This is a genomic window from Bradyrhizobium lablabi (assembly GCF_018131005.1).
GTDB classification, from domain to species: domain Bacteria; phylum Pseudomonadota; class Alphaproteobacteria; order Rhizobiales; family Xanthobacteraceae; genus Bradyrhizobium; species Bradyrhizobium lablabi_D.
On record NZ_JAFCJK010000001.1, the window covers coordinates 561,050 to 577,001 of the forward strand.

Here is a 15,952-nt window from a genome sequence, read left to right on the forward strand (position 1 = left end):
TCTCATGAATGCAGACGGTGCCGCCTGCCCGATCCGGGCACCGGGCCGTGGGTCTCGCTGAACAGCTCGGCGAGCTTCTCGGTGATGGCGCCGCCGAGTTCTTCGGCGTCCACGATGGTGACCGCACGGCGATAATAGCGGGTGACGTCATGACCAATGCCGATCGCGATCAGCTCGACCGGCGAGCGGGTCTCGATCTCATCGATGATGTGGCGCAGATGACGCTCGAGATAGTTGCCGGGATTGACCGACAGGGTCGAGTCGTCGACCGGCGCGCCGTCGGAGATCATCATCAGAATGCGGCGCTGCTCGGGACGCGCAAGCAGCCGCTTGTGCGCCCAGTCGAGTGCCTCGCCGTCGATGTTCTCTTTCAGCAGACCCTCACGCATCATCAGGCCAAGGTTCTTGCGCGCGCGCCGCCACGGCGCGTCAGCCGATTTGTAGATGATGTGGCGAAGATCGTTGAGGCGGCCGGGATTGGCCGGCTTGCCGGCGGCAAGCCAGGCCTCGCGCGATTGTCCGCCCTTCCAGGCGCGGGTGGTGAAGCCGAGGATCTCGACCTTGACGCCGCAACGCTCCAGCGTGCGCGCCAGAATGTCGGCGCAGGTGGCGGCGACCGTGATCGGGCGGCCACGCATTGAACCGGAATTGTCGAGCAGAAGCGTCACCACGGTGTCGCGAAAGGTCGCTTCCTTCTCGTGCATGAAGGACAGCGGGTGATAGGGGTCGGTGACAACGCGCGACAGCCGCGCCGGATCAAGGATACCCTCTTCGAGATCGAACTCCCAGGCGCGGTTCTGCTGCGCCATCAGGCGCCGCTGCAGGCGGTTGGCAAGCCGCGCCACGATGCCCTGCAGATGCGCTAGCTGCTTGTCGAGGTAGCTGCGCAGCCGCTCGAGTTCGTCGTGATCGCAAAGGTCCTCCGCCGCGATCACCTCGTCGAACTTGGGCGCAAAGGCGTGGTATTCCGGGCCGCGCGGCTCATTTTTGCCATGCGAGTTCGGCCGCGTCGCTTCACCCGGCGTCTCGTCGTCGCCGAGTTCGCCATCGTCGAAAGTATCTGACGTCGAGGCCTGCGCGCTTTCCATCGCGCTTTCGCTCATCTCCTCGGCGGTCGCCTGCGCCTGGTCGGCGCTCATCTCCTGCGCGGCGTCGGAATCGGGCGAGCCCTCGGCGCCGGACTGATCGCTTTCGCCGTCCTGGTTCTCGTCCTGGTCGTCGTCATCGTCGGTGTCCATGTTGCGCTCGTCACCGAGGTCGAGCGCCGAGAGGAGATCATGGACGAGGTCGCCGAACTTGGCCTGGTCTTCGGTGAAACGGCTGAGCTTGTCGAGCCGCGTCCCGATCTTGTCCTCCAGCATCGGGCGCCAGAGATCGACCATCTTCTTGGCCGCCGCCGGCGGCGCGAGACCGGTGAGGCGTTCGCGCACCAGCATGGCGAGCGCATCCGCCAGCGGCGCGTCGGCACGGTCGGTAATCTCGTCATACTTGCCGCGATGGAAGTGGTCGTCGAGCATCGCAGTGAGGTTTTTGGCGACACCCGACATGCGCCGTGAGCCGATTGCCTCGACACGGGCCTGCTCGACCGCCTCGAACACGCCGCGCGCCTGCGGATTGCCGGGCATCAGCCTGCGATGCACCTTGGGATCGTGACAGGCGATCTTCAGCGCGATCGAATCGGCGTGGCCGCGCACGATCGCAGCGTCCCGCTTGGTCATCTTGCGCGCCGGCTCCGGCAGCCGCGCCTTGCCGGGCGCAAGCCCCGGGCGCTCTGCGGCGAAGGAAACTTCGAGCTCGGGCTTCTTGGCGATCGCTTTCAGGCAGCCGGTGACCGAGCGCTTGAACGGCTCGGTCGGCGCTTCCTTCGATCCGGGGCGGAATTTGATGTTGGAGGCTGTCATAGCGATTTCGTAAACCAATGGCGCGTGACGCCGCCGGCATACCCCTCAATCGAACCGAACTCTTCATATCCGTTGGCGCGGTAGAAACCCGGCGCCTGGAAGCTCATCGTATCAAGATAGGATCGCGTCGCGCCGAAGCGTCGTGCCTCGTCCTCGATCGCCTTGATCAGTTTCCCGCCAAATCCCTTCTTGCGAAACTTCTGCTCCATCCAGAAGAACTGGATGAACAGCACCGCGGTCCAGACCTCGCCGACGATGCCGCCGACAATCTCGTTGCCTTCGCGGAGTGAGATGGCGAAGCGCCTGTACTTCTGCTTCCCCATCTTCTCGTTGTTGTAGCGGATCAATCCGCCGAGCACCGCCCTCTTCGTCTGTGTGACCGTGCGCTCGACCGAGATTTTCGGCATGGACTAGCTGAGCGCCACGTTGACCGAGGATTCCGGCAACTCGACGTTGAAGCAGCGCTGGTAAAACTCGGCGACCAGGGGACGCTCCAGTTCGTCACACTTGTTGAGGAAGGTGACGCGGAAGGCGAAACCGATATCGTTGAAGATTTCCGAGTTCTCCGCCCAGGTGATCACCGTGCGCGGGCTCATCACCGTCGACAAATCGCCGTTGGCAAATGCGTTGCGGGTGAGATCGGCGAGCCGAACCATCTTGTTGACGGTGTCGCGGCCTTCCTGCGTGCGGTAGTGGCGCGCTTTCGCAAGCACGATTTCGACTTCCTCGTCATGGGCGAGGTAGTTCAGCGTCGTGACGATCGACCAGCGGTCCATCTGGCCCTGGTTGATCTGCTGGGTGCCGTGATAGAGGCCCGAAGTATCGCCGAGGCCGACCGTGTTGGCGGTCGAGAACAGGCGGAACGCCGGATGCGGCTTGATGACCTTGTTCTGGTCGAGCAGCGTCAGCCGGCCCGAGACTTCCAGCACGCGCTGGATCACGAACATCACGTCGGGACGGCCGGCGTCGTATTCGTCGAACACCAGCGCGATGTTGTGCTGCAGCGCCCAAGGCAGAATGCCGTCACGGAATTCGGTGACCTGCTTGCCCTCCTTCACCACGATCGCGTCCTTGCCGACGAGATCGATACGGCTGATGTGGCTGTCGAGGTTGACGCGGACGCAGGGCCAGTTGAGCCTCGCCGCGACCTGCTCGATATGGGTCGACTTGCCGGTACCGTGATAGCCGGTGACCATCACACGGCGGTTCTTGGCGAAGCCCGCGAGGATCGCAAGCGTGGTTGCTCGGTCGAAACGGTAGTCGCTATCGACCTCCGGCACATGCGGATCAACTTCGGAATAGGCCGGAACTTCCAGGTCGCTATCGATCCCGAAGACCTGCCGAACCGACACCTTCATGTCGGGCAACCCGACGGGTTCCTGCGCTTTGGTCTGGACGGCGGTCGTCATTCATCCTCCGAGGTCCCGGACATTCCCGAAACCAGATTAATCGTTTGGCTGCGGATTGGGTGCTGATACTGAGCCTAGCAGAGAGCAACGGTCGGCAGAAGCCCGCGGCCTTATCAAAGTTCCTTAGTTGTATCATGAAGATAGGTGCCGCGCCCGGTTTTTGGAAGGGCAGCCCTGCGAATCACGCCGTGCTTTCGCCGGAGTGGCCCGCGCACGAACCGTGCGGGCACTTTTCACCTCAGCCCTGTGTTATTAGGTCTGACGCCAGCAGGACACCGCTACAGGTATTTAGTGACTTCCTTTCTCAATCACCTGATCACCTTTGTCGCCGACCACGCTTGGCTTGGCTATCTGACGCTGTTCCTTGCCGCCCTGCTGGAAGCCGTTCCAGTCGTCGGCTCGCTGGTGCCGGGTTCGACCATCATCCTCGCGCTGAGCGCACTGGTCCCCGGTGGGGAATTGAAACTCTGGCCGGTACTTGCCTCCGCCGCAGCCGGCGCATTGGCGGGCGACGGCACCGCCTACCTGATCGGCCACCGTAGCCAGCGCGAGATTCTGTCGGCCTGGCCGCTCTCCAATTATCCGCGCGTGGTCGATCAGAGTGTGACCTTTTTCCATCGCTGGGGCATGCTCGCGGTATTCTTTGCCCGCTTCGTGCCGCCGATCCGCGCCTTCGTGCCGATCACGGCGGGGGCGCTGGGGATGCCGCCGCTGCAATTCTATGGCGTCAACGTTCCGGCGATCCTGCTCTGGGCGCCGGCGCATGTTCTGCCGGGCGTGCTCGCGGTCACCGCACTGCACGAGTATGCCGGCATGCCGCACCATGAGCATGTCGGCAAGCATCTCTGGATGTTTGCCGTCGCTGGCGCCGCGCTGATCCTCGCGCTTGCGGTCTGGACCATCCGCCGCCGGCATGGCGGCGGCTTCATCGAACCGGGAAGGCCTGCGGAATAAGGTTCAGATGCTGTTGGTCGCGCCACCGCGGCCGGGCGCCGGGCCGACGTAGCGGGCGCGCGGCCGGATCAGCTTGCCGTACTGCAACTGTTCGCTGGCATGGGCGATCCATCCGACGCAGCGCGCCATCGCAAACAAGGCAAGCTCGCTGCCAACAGGCATCCGCAAGCTGTGCGCCAGCACCGCGAGCGCATAGTCGATGTTCACGAACTCGCCGGTTGCCTCCGCGATTCGCTCCGGCACTTCCCTGGTGAATTTGCGCGGCGCTCCTGCACGCGTCAGCGCCTCGAGCAGGGAGATCGCGCGCGGATCACCCTTCTTGTAGACGCCGTGGCCGAAGCCGGCGAAGCGTTCGCCGAGCGCGACACGTTCGCGAATGACGGGACCGACATCATTGTCGACCAGCGTCCGGACAAGCCGCGAAGCGAGCACGCCGGCCCCACCATGTTTTGGGCCCTTCAGTGCCGCGAGCCCTGCAATGACGGCGTCATAGAGATTGAGGCCCGTCGACGCCGCGCAGCGTGTGGTGAAGGTCGAGGCATTCAGCTCATGGTCGGCAAGAAGCACCAGCGCGCGGCGGATCAAGTCCGGCGCATGCCTGTGGTCAGCTGTCCAGACACGCGCGACCTGCTCATGCAGCGGGTCGGCCAGGGGCTGTGCATTCAGCATGGTCGCGACCAGGAGCCGCAGAATGCGCCCACCGACCATCGCGCGGCCATCGGGCGCGCGGGTGAAGGCACGCGGATCGGCGCTTGCGGCCAGCGCCAGCACCGCGATGGTGCGGTCGATCGGTGCGGCGCGGCGCGCGGCCTCCGCGATCGCATGCATTTCGTCGGACACATGGGGGCAATTATCCGCGGTGAACGGATCGACGCCGGTGACATCCCACAACAGCGTCGCGGCGTGCTCCAGCGTGTTCTTTTCCGCGAGATCGACGCAGTTCACGCCGCGGTAGATCGGGCCTTGCTCGGTGATGGTCGCGATCGCCGAATCCATCACCGGCAGGTCCGCATCGAAATTACGCAAGCCCCTCGGCTCCGGCGAGGGCGCGCGGCGCTCCTTCAAGCCGCGGACGTCCTCGGCGCGGTAGCGATGGCTACGGGAATCGGTCGACGGTTCGGAGCGAATCAGCCCGCGGCTGACATAGGCATAGAGCGTCGCTGGCGAGATCGTGAGCTCGGCAGCCGCTTCCCGGGCGGAGAGGTAGAGCGCGGGCGATTTTTTCATATTGATTTATATAATCAAGATTGATCAATCTGTCGACAGGCCCGACCTTATCCGTGGTGAAACAGGAGACCGGGCCATGAACATCAACGTGACCAAGAGCCAGATCGGTCTGGACGGCGTTCCCGCCGCCGAGACCGTGTTGAGCCATGTCGACGGCGAGCGCGGCGAGCTGATTATCGCCGGCCAGAACGTTGCTGATCTCGCCGGCAAGGCGAGCTTCGAGGGCGTCAGCGCGCGACTATGGGCGGGCGCCTCCGGTAAGGCGCTCAGTGAAGCCAATGTCCGCGCGAGCCTCGGCGCCGCCCGCGAGCGCGCCTTCGCGCGCCTGCCGGATTTGCTGCCGGCGACCCGCGGCATGTCCGTCGTCGACGGTTTTCGCGCCGGCATCGCAGGATTGCGCGGCGAGAATGGGCTCGAGGATGAAGCGACGATCGTCGGCGCCTTCCCGGTCATCGCGGGCGCGTTGGTGCAGCGCACCAGGGGTAACGATCCCATTGCCCCCGAGCCAAATGTCAGCCACGCCGCCGATACGCTGCGCATGCTGCTCGGCCGCAAGCCCGAGCCGCGCGAGGTCGCAGCGCTAGATACCTATTTCGTCACCGTCTGCGATCACGGCATGAACGCATCGACCTTCACCGCGCGGGTGATCGCCTCCACGCAGGCCGATTTGTTCGCGGCCGTAACCGGCGGCTATTGCGCGCTGACAGGCCCGCTGCATGGCGGGGCGCCCGAGCCGGTACTTGAGATGCTCGACGCGATCGGCACGCGCGAACGCATCAAGCCATGGGTCGACGACGCGCTGGCGCGCGGCGAACGGCTGATGGGCTTCGGCCATCGCGTCTACCGTGTGCGCGACCCTCGCGCCGACGTGCTGAAGGCCGCGATCGAGCGGCTCGAGGCTTCCGGCGCCGACCTGCCCTTCGCCAGCGAAGTCGAAGTCTATATCCGGGAGGCGCTGCGGCGGAAGAATCCGGCGCGGCCGCTCGAGACCAATGTCGAGTTCTTCACCGCGATCCTGCTCGACGCGCTGGAAATTCCGCGGCAGGCCTTCACGCCGGTCTTTGCCGCCGCCCGCGCCGCCGGATGGACCGCGCATGCGAAAGAGCAGCAGCGTACTGGACGGCTGATCCGGCCGAGTTCGTCCTATGTCGGGGTGATGCCATAGGGCTGAACAATGCGAGACCCGAGGCGGAGGACGCAGCGCAACGCACCCACCTCTCCCCCTCTTGTGCAGAGGCGAAGTGACGTATGCGGAGACGGATGCGCGCTTGCGGCTTACGCCTCGCGCACCACGGTCTTCAGATAGTTGTATGCCTTGATGATCTCGATCAGGCGGTCCTCGGTGGAGCGGTCGCCGCCATTGGCGTCGGGATGATGCTGCTTGACCAGCGCCTTGTACTTCGCCTTGACGTCTTCCAGCGTGGCCCCGGCGCCGAGCCCCATCACCTGCAGCGCCTTGCGCTCGGCGTTCATCACCTTGCGTGTCTCAGGCTTGGCCTGCGCACCCGGACCGGGGCGCCAGCGGCCGCGGCCGTTGAGCTCCGAGAACACGTGGAACGGATCCGAGGCGGCGTCGAAATCGGCGTCCCCCTTCTTGGCGCCGCTGTTGGCGCCCATCTTCCAGGTCGGCCGATGGCCGGTCAGCGCGTCCTTCTGGTAGCGCGCAACGTCTTCCGGATTCATGCCCTGGAAGAAATTGTAGGACTGGTTGTATTCGCGAACGTGATCGAGACAGAAGTGCCAGTATTCGCGCGAGTTATCGCGACCCTTCGGTGCACGGTGCCCGCCCTTGTTCTGGCAACCCGCCCATTCGCAGGTCACGGCTTCTTCGCCCACCTGCGCCTGGCGCTTCGCACTCACCTTGGTGGGCTTGATGCGAATGGAGTCGAAGAATTTTGATGAATCGATCGGCATGTTGTCTTTGACTACGCAATGCACAATTCTTCAAGTCTTGACATTGCAAACACGTCGTTTTCCCGCTGCACCATTGACGGAAAGCCGCCGCGAACGTAATGCCGCCGCCATGAACACCAAAGACGCTATCATAAACAAGTTGCGTGAAGCTTTCTTGCCGGAAAGCCTCGACGTCGTCGATGAATCACATCTGCATGAAGGCCATGCGGGCCACAGACCCGGCGGCGAGACACATTTCAGGGTCTATATTGTGTCGCCGGCCTTCGAAGGGAAGAGCCGGATCGAACGTCACCGCATGATAAATGCGGCGCTGGCGCAGGAACTTGCCGGCTCCGTGCATGCGCTGGCGATTCACGCCCACGCTTCCGGGGAAAAGCGGGGCTAGTTCGCGCTTGCCTCAGGACGCCGCGGCGGCTTTCATCTATCAAGCATGGATGCCACCGGCGACGCACCCGCTCCGCGCAGGCGCGGGCATGCTCGGATCGCATCGCCACCGATCGAAGGGGCCGTTGATGATCCCTTGCAGGGCACGATTCCGGTCGATCGCAGCCGCCGGCCTGCTCGTGATCTGCGCAACGCGCCCTGCCTCGGCACTCGATATGCCAAGCCCCTTCGTACAGGAGGTGCTGATCAAGAGCATCCTGGTATCCCTCAACGACGCGGTCGCCGCGAACAATTTCACCGTGTTCCATGCCAAGATCTCAAAACCGTTCCGCGACCAGTTTCCACCCGAGAAGCTGCGGACGATCTTCAGGGATCTGGTCGAGAAGCACGCGGTGTTCGATGCCGTGGTCGCCAAGCCGATGATTGCTGACGAGGACGCCAGGATCGACGAAAAGGGCGTGCTGCGGCTGAAGGGCCATTTCGACACCGCGCCCAAACAGGTGAGCTATCAGCTCGGCTTCATCCCCTCCGATGGCGCGTGGAAGCTGTCGGGGATTGCGATCGATATCGAGTAAGACCTAAATTAGAACGCCGTCCCGGCGCGCTTCGGCTTCTTCTCGTCGAGTTCGCCTGCCTCGCGCGGAACCGCGACGATGCGCAGCGCGGTGATGCGGTTGCGCTCGCGGCGCAGCACACGGAAGCGGAAGCCGTGGAACGTAAAGCTCTGGCCGCGCTCTGGGATCGAGCGCGCCTCGTGGATCACGAGGCCGGCGACTGTCGTCGCCTCCTCGTCCGGCAGACGCCAGTCCATCGCGCGATTGAGATCGCGGATCGGCACCGAACCGTCGACCACGACCGAACCATCGGGCTGGGCGCGGACGCCGGCCACAACGACATCGTGCTCGTCGGAGATGTCGCCGACAATCTCCTCCAGAATGTCCTCCAGCGTCACCATGCCTTCGACCTCGCCATATTCGTCGACCACGAGGGCGAAATGGGTCTTGCGGCGGCGGAATGCCTTCAGCTGCTCGGAGACCGGACGCATCTCCGGCACGAACCAGGGCGGCAGCGCGATGGTCGAGACATCGATGGCGGACATGTCGCCTTCGCTGGCCCGGATCGCGCGCAACAGATCCTTGGCATGCAGCACGCCGACGATGTTCTCCGGCTTTTCGCGCCACAGCGGGATGCGCGTGTATTCGCTTGCCAGCACCTCGCGCACCAGTTCCTCCGGCGGCAGGTCGGCATTGATCATGGTCATTTCGGTACGGTGGACCATGACGTCGGAGACCTGCAGCTCGCGCAGATCCAGAAGGCCGCCGAACATGTCCCGGTCCTGCTTTTCGACCTTGCCTTCGTGATGCAGGAGATCGACCGCGCCGCGCAGGCGCTCGGTCGGCGACAAGAACGCCTGATGCGCGCCGACCTTGATGCCAAACAGTTTCATCAGCGCGATCACAATCGTCTCGATCACCGTGAGCAGCGGTCCCAGCACGAACATCGTCAGCCGCATCGGCCGCGCGACGAGGAGAGAGATGCGGTCGGGCGCGTTGATCGCAATGGTCTTGGGCAACACCTCAGCGAACACGACGACCATGACCGTCATGACGGCGGTCGCGTAGAGCACGCCAACCTCGCCGAACCAGGCGGTGAAGACGCCGGTTGCCAGCGCCGAGGCGCCGATATTGGCGATGTTGTTGCCGAGCAGCAGCGCGCCGATCAGTCGCTCGCGCATGTCGAACAGTTTTGAGACGACGGCGGCCTCGCCGTTACCTTGCTTCGACAGCCGCAGCATGCTGGCGCGCGAAGCGCCGGTCAGGGCTGTCTCGCTCGCCGCAAAGAACGCTGAGACGAACAGGCAGGCCAGCACGATCGCGAAGGTGAACCAACCCACTTGAAATCATCCGGACAGAGTTTCAGGCCTTTGTTGTATCAAGCCTCGGCAAGTTTCGCCTGCAGGAAGTCACGAACCAGCGACGGCTCGACATTATTGGCGATCACGGCGCGGCCGACGGCCTCGAGCAGAATGAAAGTGAGCTTGCCGCGCTTGACCTTCTTGTCTTGCGCCATGAGCGCGAGCAGCGCATCGGCATCGGCGAGGCCTTCTTGCGCGAAGCCCGCAATGTCCCGCAGGCGCGTTGGCAAGCCGGCCGCCGCAAGATGAAGCTCAACGCGCGCCGCGGCTTCGGGCGCGATCATGCCGAGCTGCGCGGAAAACTCCGCGGCCAGCACCATGCCGATCGAGACACCCTCGCCGTGGAACAGCCGGTCGGAGAAGCCGGTCGCGGCCTCCAGCGCATGGCCGAAGGTGTGGCCGAGATTGAGCAGCGCCCGCTCGCCGGTCTCGCGCTCGTCGCGCGCGACGATCGCGGCCTTGGCGCGGCAGGAGGTGGCGATCGCGTGCTCCCGCGCGGCGCCACCGGAGAAGATGGCAGCGTGGTTGTTTTCGAGCCAGGCAAAGAAGGCTTCATCGCCAAGTATGCCGTATTTTGCGACCTCGGCGTAACCGGCGCGGAACTGGCGCGCCGACAAGGTATCCAGCACCGAAGTATCGGCGATCACGAGCACCGGCTGGTGGAAGGAGCCGATCAGGTTCTTGCCCTGCGGCGAATTGATACCGGTCTTGCCGCCGACGGAGGAATCGACCTGCGCCAGAAGCGAGGTCGGCACCTGCACGAAATCGACGCCGCGTCGAAGGATCGCGGCGGCAAAGCCGGCGAGATCACCGACCACGCCGCCGCCAAGCGCGATCACAAGGTCATTGCGCTCGATCCTGGCTGCGATCAGCGCTTCGCTGACCTGCGACAGCCCGGCGTAGCTCTTCGAGCCCTCGCCTTCCTCGACGATGATCCGCGACGTCGGAATGCCGGCGGCGGCGAGCGATGCCTCGGTCGGCTCCAGCCAGTGCTTGGCGACCGTGCGGTCGGTGACGATGGCGGTGTGTCCGCCGGGCCGGAGCGCCGCGACACGCGCGCCCAGCGACTGGAGCACGTCGCGGCCGATCACGATGTCGTAGGCGCGGTCGCCGAGCGCGACGTCGACCGTGGTGGGTGCGGAACGTTTCAAAGGCGCGGTCATGGCGTCGCGTTCAGTCCCTTCGGTATTGGCCCGGCGGCCGAAGCTGCCCCATTCAGATGCGCGCGCAGGGCCTCGAGGCATTCGTCCACGATGCGGTCATGCGGCACGTCGCGTGAGGCAATGGTCACATCGGCAGTTTGGTAGACCGGCTCGCGCTCGCCAAGCAGCCGGCTGACAGTGGCTTCGGGATTGGGGGTCTGCAGCAGCGGCCGGTCGGCGCGGCGGCGGACCCGGCGCATGATGATGTCAGGATCAGCCTTGAGCCAGATTGACACCGCCTTGCTGCGGATGCGGAGGCGTGTCTCCTCGCGCATGAAGGCGCCGCCGCCGGTCGCCAGCACGGTGGGGCCGCCGTCAAGGATGCGTGCGATCACCCGCGCCTCGCCGTCCCGGAAATAAGGTTCGCCATGAATCTCAAAAATGTCCGAAATCGACATCCCGGCCGCCGCCTCGATCTCGGTATCGGCGTCGGTGAAGGGCAAGTGCAGGCGCGCCGCTATCCGCCGGCCGATGGTGGATTTGCCGGCCCCCATCATGCCCACCAGCACGATCGACCGCGGCCCCAGCGCGGCCGCGATGTCGGCCTCCAGGATCGGATTGATGGGCGCCGGCGTGGCGGTCTCGGACATCAAAAGAGCTCAGTTGATCTGTGGATTTGCGCCGTTTCGAGCCACCTATACTACCCCCGGCTTTACGTTTGCCAGCGACTCTTGCAACGGTACAGGGAACATGTTGGATGATTTCATTGGTTAATTTGCCTCCCGAGCCCCCTCCATGCCCAGCCTGTTCCGCTTCCTGACGGTCCTCGCGGTGATTTTCGGGATCGGCTACGGCATCCTCTTCGCATTGGCGAATTTCGTGGACCCGAAGCCGCGGGAAATGACCGTTACCATTCCGCCGGATAAGTTCCTCAAGAAATAGACGCTATGATCCTGGCATGCGTTCCAGGACCTCAGCCAACACCAAGACCTCCAGTTCCAGCCTGATCGGCCTATTCCTCGACATGCTCGCCGCGGAACAGGGCGCAGGCGCCAACACGCTCGATGCCTACCAGCGCGACCTCACCGATTTCTCCGGATTCCTGACCCGCTCCGGGACGGACTTCGTCGGCGCGGATACCGAGGCGCTGCGCGGCTATCTCGCGGACCTCGACATCCGCGGCTTCAAGTCGTCCAGCGTGGCGCGGCGGCTGTCGGCGATGCGGCACCTCTACCGCTTCCTGCTCAATGAGCGGATCCGCGATGACGATCCGGCTGCGATTCTATCCGGCCCGAAACGCGGCCGGGGCCTGCCCAAGGTGCTGTCGATCGGCGACGTCGACCGCATGCTGACGCGCGCCAAAGAGTTGACGCAGACCGCCGCCACGCCGGCGCAGCGGCTGCGCGCACTGCGCCTCCATTGCCTGCTCGAAGTGCTTTACGCCACCGGCCTGCGTGTCTCCGAGCTGGTGTCGCTGCCGCCGTCGGCGGCGCGCCGTGACGCGCGGATGATCGTGGTGCGCGGCAAGGGCAACAAGGAGCGGCTGGTGCCGCTCAACGACGCCTCGCGCCAGGCGATGGCGGAGTATCTTTTGGCAATGGAGCTGATGAAGCCGGAGCAGAAGAAGGCCGCGCCGTCGAAATGGCTGTTTCCCTCCTTCGGCGAGAGCGGCCACCTGACCCGGCAGCACTTCGCCCGCGACTTGAAGGAGCTCGCAGCGGCTTCGGGGCTTGCACCGCGGCTGGTCTCTCCGCACGTGCTGCGCCACGCCTTCGCGAGCCACCTGCTCCACAACGGCGCCGACTTGCGCATTGTGCAGACCTTGCTCGGCCACACCGATATTTCAACCACCCAGATCTACACCCATGTGGTCGAGGAGCGGCTGAAAAGTCTGGTCCGCGACCTGCATCCACTGGCCGAGAAGTAACGCCCGCCTTGACTTCCGCGGCATCTCCGCAGAAAGAGCGTCACCCGTTCGCGACCCCGGCCGGCGCGCATTCCGCCCGAATGCACGCTAACCGATTGAAGTTGAAAAGCTTCTTCACCTTTCGCTGAAACCGCTTCGTCTCTCGCCAGGTTCCTCCCTATATTGTCTTGATGCCGGATCAGATGCGCAGCTACCTCGACTTCGAAAAACCCGTCGCCGAGCTCGAATCCAAGATCGACGAGTTGCGCGCGCTTGCCGCTTCCGGCAGCGATATCGGCGACGAGGTCGGGCGGATCGAGGACAAGGCAGCGCAGGCTCTCGCCGACCTCTATGCCAACCTGACGCCGTGGCAGAAGACGCTGGTCGCACGCCATCCGCAGCGACCACACTTCACCGATTTCGTCGATGCGCTCATCACCGAATTCACGCCGATGGCCGGCGACCGCAAATTCGCCGACGACGAGGCGCTGGTCGGCGGCTTCGGCCGTTTTCGCGGCGAGAGCGTCTGCGTTGTCGGCCAGGAAAAGGGCGCCACCACCGAGAGCCGCATCAAGCACAATTTCGGCATGGCCCGTCCCGAAGGCTACCGCAAGGCGGTGCGGCTGATGGAGATGGCCGATCGTTTCGGTATTCCCGTGCTGTCGATCGTCGATTCCGCCGGCGCCTACCCCGGCATCGGCGCCGAGGAGCGGGGACAGGCCGAAGCGATCGCGCGCTCGACGGATGCGTGCCTCTCGCTCGGCGTGCCCAATGTCGCGATAGTGACCGGCGAAGGCATGTCGGGAGGTGCAATCGCCATCACCACCGCCAATCGCGTGTTGATGTTCGAGCACGCGATCTACAGCGTGATCTCGCCGGAGGCAGCGTCCTCGATCCTCTGGCGCGACGGCACCAAGGCCCAGGAAGCCGCCAACAGCATGAAGATCACCGCACAGGACATGCTTCGATTCGGCGTGATCGACCAGATCCTGAAAGAGCCGGCCGGTGGCGCCCACCGCGATGCAGCCGCAATGATCGCGACCACCGGCGATGCCATCGCGCAGGCATTCAACGACCTACGGAATCTTGATCCCGACGCGATTCGCAAACAGCGCCGGCAGAAATTCCTCGAGATCGGGCGCAAGCTCGGCTGAGGAGCCCAAATCGGCCGGCTTTTTTGCCAAAACCGGCCGGTTTGGCCGCAATTAGGCCCAGACACCGGTTTTTAATCTCTATTGACCATGCCTGTTATGTGACCGGCCGGCCTGGCCTGTTCAGGTTGCGAGCAGGAGGGCCGACCGCTAGTATTTTAAACAATGGCTTCAGGGCATATTCGCTGTGTTGGGGTCGCGAATAGGCCCGGTGGGTGTGGAGCTTGGACTTGATTCATCGCAGCTTGGTTCGCGCGCTTCTTGGGTCGGCCGCCATCGCGGCCGCTGTTTTGTTGGCCGGCTGTAACAGCGACCAGGTCTCGCTCGCGAACAACGCCAAGGCCAACCAGCCGGTCCCGCCAAAACTGCTGGCCACGATATCCGAGAAGGACATGGATCTGCAGTCGCCGATCCTGGTCCGCCTGTTCAAGCAGGAAGCCGAGCTCGAGGTCTGGAAGCAGGACCGCTCCGGCCGCTTTGCTCTGCTCAAGACCTATCCGATCTGCCGCTGGTCGGGCGATCTCGGTCCGAAGGTCCGCGAAGGTGACCGCCAGGCGCCCGAGGGGTTCTATTCCATCAACCCCAGCCAGATGAATCCGCAGTCGGCCTATTATCTCTCCTTCAACACCGGCTATCCCAACGCTTTCGACCGCTCGCTCGGCCGCACCGGCTCGCAACTGATGGTGCATGGCGACTGTTCGTCGCGCGGCTGCTACGCGATGACCGACGAGCAGATCGCGGAAATCTATTCGCTCGGCCGCGAATCCTTCTTCGGCGGCCAGAAGGCGTTCCAGTTGCAGGCCTATCCGTTCCGGATGACGCCGATCAACATGGCCAAGCACCGCAACAATCCGAACATGCCTTTCTGGAAGATGATCAAGGAAGGCTATGATCATTTCGAGGTGACGAAGCAGGAGCCGAAGGTCGACTTCTGCGAGAAGAAATACGTCTTCGACGCGGCGAAGCCCGCCAACGCGACCCGCGAACCGGTGTTCGACGCCGCCGCCAAGTGTCCGGCCTATGTGGTCCCGGACGAGATCGCCAACGCTGTTCGCGGGAAGCAGCAGGAAGAGGCGGCCGAGACTTCAAAACTGATCGCCAAGGGCACGCCGCTGGCGCGGATGAACACCGGCATCGACGGCGGCATGAACAAGATCTTCGCCTCGAAGATTCCGGAAGGTAACACCGGTCTCTCCGAAGGCGGCGACAGCCAGAGCCTCGCATCGCTGGAGCTGGCGCGCGCCCCCGGCACGATCCCCGGCACTGTCAATCCGCCCAAGCCCAACCTGGCGGTCCAGCCCGAAGAGCCTGCCGTCGCGGTGTCGGCGCCTCCCGCAACGACATCCGCTACCCGCGTCGCCTCGGCTGCGCCGCCCGAAAAATCCGATGGATTCTTTGCGAAGCTCGCCCGCAAGGTCGGCATCGGCAATACCGCCGACGCCACCCAGGCGAACGCCGCCGCTGCGCCCGCTCCCACGCCGGCCAAGCCGAAGGTCGCCGAGGCCAAACCACAATCGGTGGTCCGCGTCGCACCGAAGCCGGCCGAGCCCAAGCAGGCCGCCAAGTCCGTGCGGAAACCGTCGGTCTCCACAGCAGCAGCAGCGCCCAGTGCGGCTACTGGCACCCAAATCGCCGGCTCCGCGCCGGCCGTGCAGTCGAGTTCGTTTGACGGCCGCTTCTCGGCGATGAAGTAAGCGCCCGCGGCGGCCCTGGATTCATCGCCGTCGTCGCGGCGGAGGGCCTTCGCGAAGTCTACGGCGGACACGTCGCGTCGCCACAATGATGCGGCGGAGATTTCGGATTCGATTGTCAAACAGCGATGAAGATACGAGTCCGTGTTCTCGCGACATCAATTGCCCGAGGTTTGATCTCGCTTCGCCCTCTCTTCAACAGAGGGCGCAGGGAAAGCCGGGTGCCGATCGCACCCATGGGCCCGGTGCAACAAAAAGCACCGGGGGTAGGACCACAGGTGTAACCGGAAACAACCCGGCTTTCCCTGCGCGATGGTTTTACGGTGTCCTTCGTGCTCTTCTCGGTGAGACCAGCTTT

At 64.2% G+C, this 15,952-nt stretch carries 16 protein-coding genes; 8 read left to right on the top strand and 8 right to left on the bottom strand.

Annotated elements, in window-relative coordinates:
- Positions 1 to 2: 2 nt before the first annotated feature.
- Genes cobT through cobS form a run of 3 tightly spaced genes read right to left on the bottom strand, consistent with a single transcriptional unit; the run spans position 3 to position 3,310 of the window.
- A complete protein-coding gene (gene cobT, locus JQ553_RS02605; RefSeq protein WP_212498314.1) occupies positions 3 to 1,901 on the bottom strand; it encodes a cobaltochelatase subunit CobT in 1,899 nt (632 codons plus the stop codon).
- A complete protein-coding gene (locus tag JQ553_RS02610; RefSeq protein WP_212498315.1) occupies positions 1,898 to 2,308 on the bottom strand; it encodes a GNAT family N-acetyltransferase in 411 nt (136 codons plus the stop codon). Before JQ553_RS02610 ends, cobT begins: the two co-directional genes overlap by 4 nt.
- A gap of 3 nt (positions 2,309 to 2,311) precedes the next feature.
- On the bottom strand, positions 2,312 to 3,310 hold the full coding sequence (gene cobS / locus JQ553_RS02615; protein WP_212498316.1) for a cobaltochelatase subunit CobS: 999 nt from the start codon (positions 3,308 to 3,310) through the stop codon (positions 2,312 to 2,314).
- 291 nt (positions 3,311 to 3,601) lie between these two features.
- On the opposite strand from cobS, the gene JQ553_RS02620 reads away from it, so the two are divergent.
- The gene (locus JQ553_RS02620; protein WP_212498317.1) at positions 3,602 to 4,264 is read left to right on the top strand and encodes a DedA family protein; all 663 of its coding nucleotides are present in this window, start codon (positions 3,602 to 3,604) and stop codon (positions 4,262 to 4,264) included.
- 3 nt (positions 4,265 to 4,267) lie between these two features.
- Here JQ553_RS02620 and JQ553_RS02625 read toward each other — a convergent pair whose 3' ends face one another.
- Positions 4,268 to 5,491: a citrate synthase family protein gene (locus JQ553_RS02625; protein WP_212498318.1), complete on the bottom strand. Its 1,224-nt coding sequence runs from the start codon at positions 5,489 to 5,491 to the stop codon at positions 4,268 to 4,270.
- A gap of 76 nt (positions 5,492 to 5,567) precedes the next feature.
- On the opposite strand from JQ553_RS02625, the gene JQ553_RS02630 reads away from it, so the two are divergent.
- Entirely contained in the window at positions 5,568 to 6,656 is a 1,089-nt protein-coding gene (locus JQ553_RS02630; RefSeq protein WP_212498319.1) for a citrate synthase/methylcitrate synthase, read from the top strand.
- 110 nt (positions 6,657 to 6,766) lie between these two features.
- Here JQ553_RS02630 and JQ553_RS02635 read toward each other — a convergent pair whose 3' ends face one another.
- The gene (locus JQ553_RS02635; protein WP_212498320.1) at positions 6,767 to 7,405 is read right to left on the bottom strand and encodes a J domain-containing protein; all 639 of its coding nucleotides are present in this window, start codon (positions 7,403 to 7,405) and stop codon (positions 6,767 to 6,769) included.
- A 109-nt stretch (positions 7,406 to 7,514) separates the two neighbouring features.
- On the opposite strand from JQ553_RS02635, the gene JQ553_RS02640 reads away from it, so the two are divergent.
- Complete coding sequence (locus JQ553_RS02640) at positions 7,515 to 7,790, top strand: BolA family transcriptional regulator (protein WP_212498778.1); 276 nt, start codon at positions 7,515 to 7,517, stop codon at positions 7,788 to 7,790.
- A 127-nt stretch (positions 7,791 to 7,917) separates the two neighbouring features.
- Positions 7,918 to 8,364, top strand: a complete 447-nt coding sequence (locus JQ553_RS02645) for a hypothetical protein (protein WP_212498321.1) — start codon at positions 7,918 to 7,920, stop codon at positions 8,362 to 8,364.
- An 8-nt stretch (positions 8,365 to 8,372) separates the two neighbouring features.
- Here the strand turns inward: JQ553_RS02645 and JQ553_RS02650 are convergent, their stop codons facing one another.
- The 3 genes from JQ553_RS02650 to JQ553_RS02660 are packed head-to-tail and all read right to left on the bottom strand — an operon-like array spanning position 8,373 to position 11,496.
- A complete protein-coding gene (locus JQ553_RS02650) occupies positions 8,373 to 9,683 on the bottom strand; it encodes an HlyC/CorC family transporter (RefSeq protein ID WP_212498322.1) in 1,311 nt (436 codons plus the stop codon).
- 38 nt (positions 9,684 to 9,721) lie between these two features.
- Positions 9,722 to 10,867 carry a 3-dehydroquinate synthase gene (gene aroB, locus JQ553_RS02655; RefSeq protein WP_212498323.1) on the bottom strand — a complete coding sequence of 382 codons (1,146 nt, stop codon included), beginning with the start codon at positions 10,865 to 10,867 and terminating at the stop codon, positions 9,722 to 9,724.
- Positions 10,864 to 11,496, bottom strand: a complete 633-nt coding sequence (locus JQ553_RS02660) for a shikimate kinase (protein WP_212498324.1) — start codon at positions 11,494 to 11,496, stop codon at positions 10,864 to 10,866. The genes aroB and JQ553_RS02660 overlap by 4 nt, the downstream gene beginning before the upstream one ends.
- Positions 11,497 to 11,641: 145 nt before the next feature.
- Here JQ553_RS02660 and JQ553_RS02665 point away from each other — a divergent pair, with 145 nt between their 5' ends.
- From JQ553_RS02665 to JQ553_RS02680, 4 genes are all read left to right on the top strand, one after another.
- A complete protein-coding gene (locus JQ553_RS02665; RefSeq protein WP_212498325.1) occupies positions 11,642 to 11,788 on the top strand; it encodes a histidine kinase in 147 nt (48 codons plus the stop codon).
- 16 nt (positions 11,789 to 11,804) lie between these two features.
- Positions 11,805 to 12,773, top strand: coding sequence for a site-specific tyrosine recombinase XerD (gene xerD / locus JQ553_RS02670; RefSeq protein ID WP_212498326.1), 969 nt, complete (start codon positions 11,805 to 11,807; stop codon positions 12,771 to 12,773).
- A gap of 170 nt (positions 12,774 to 12,943) precedes the next feature.
- Positions 12,944 to 13,906: an acetyl-CoA carboxylase carboxyltransferase subunit alpha gene (locus JQ553_RS02675; RefSeq protein WP_212498327.1), complete on the top strand. Its 963-nt coding sequence runs from the start codon at positions 12,944 to 12,946 to the stop codon at positions 13,904 to 13,906.
- A gap of 227 nt (positions 13,907 to 14,133) precedes the next feature.
- Complete coding sequence (locus JQ553_RS02680) at positions 14,134 to 15,597, top strand: murein L,D-transpeptidase family protein (RefSeq protein ID WP_212498328.1); 1,464 nt, start codon at positions 14,134 to 14,136, stop codon at positions 15,595 to 15,597.
- Positions 15,598 to 15,952: the final 355 nt, after the last annotated feature.

Bases quoted from the DNA above. Each gene is read 5' to 3' on its own strand.
- cobT (WP_212498314.1), bottom strand. From the start codon at position 1,901: ATGACAGCCTCCAACATCAAATTCCGCCCCGGATCGAAGGAAGCGCCG.
- JQ553_RS02610 (WP_212498315.1), bottom strand. From the start codon at position 2,308: ATGCCGAAAATCTCGGTCGAGCGCACGGTCACACAGACGAAGAGGGCG.
- cobS (WP_212498316.1), bottom strand. From the start codon at position 3,310: ATGACGACCGCCGTCCAGACCAAAGCGCAGGAACCCGTCGGGTTGCCC.
- JQ553_RS02625 (WP_212498318.1), bottom strand. From the start codon at position 5,491: ATGAAAAAATCGCCCGCGCTCTACCTCTCCGCCCGGGAAGCGGCTGCC.
- JQ553_RS02630 (WP_212498319.1), top strand. From the start codon at position 5,568: ATGAACATCAACGTGACCAAGAGCCAGATCGGTCTGGACGGCGTTCCC.
- JQ553_RS02635 (WP_212498320.1), bottom strand. From the start codon at position 7,405: ATGCCGATCGATTCATCAAAATTCTTCGACTCCATTCGCATCAAGCCC.
- JQ553_RS02640 (WP_212498778.1), top strand. From the start codon at position 7,515: ATGAACACCAAAGACGCTATCATAAACAAGTTGCGTGAAGCTTTCTTG.
- JQ553_RS02645 (WP_212498321.1), top strand. From the start codon at position 7,918: ATGATCCCTTGCAGGGCACGATTCCGGTCGATCGCAGCCGCCGGCCTG.
- aroB (WP_212498323.1), bottom strand. From the start codon at position 10,867: ATGACCGCGCCTTTGAAACGTTCCGCACCCACCACGGTCGACGTCGCG.
- JQ553_RS02660 (WP_212498324.1), bottom strand. From the start codon at position 11,496: ATGTCCGAGACCGCCACGCCGGCGCCCATCAATCCGATCCTGGAGGCC.
- JQ553_RS02665 (WP_212498325.1), top strand. From the start codon at position 11,642: ATGCCCAGCCTGTTCCGCTTCCTGACGGTCCTCGCGGTGATTTTCGGG.
- xerD (WP_212498326.1), top strand. From the start codon at position 11,805: ATGCGTTCCAGGACCTCAGCCAACACCAAGACCTCCAGTTCCAGCCTG.
- JQ553_RS02675 (WP_212498327.1), top strand. From the start codon at position 12,944: ATGCCGGATCAGATGCGCAGCTACCTCGACTTCGAAAAACCCGTCGCC.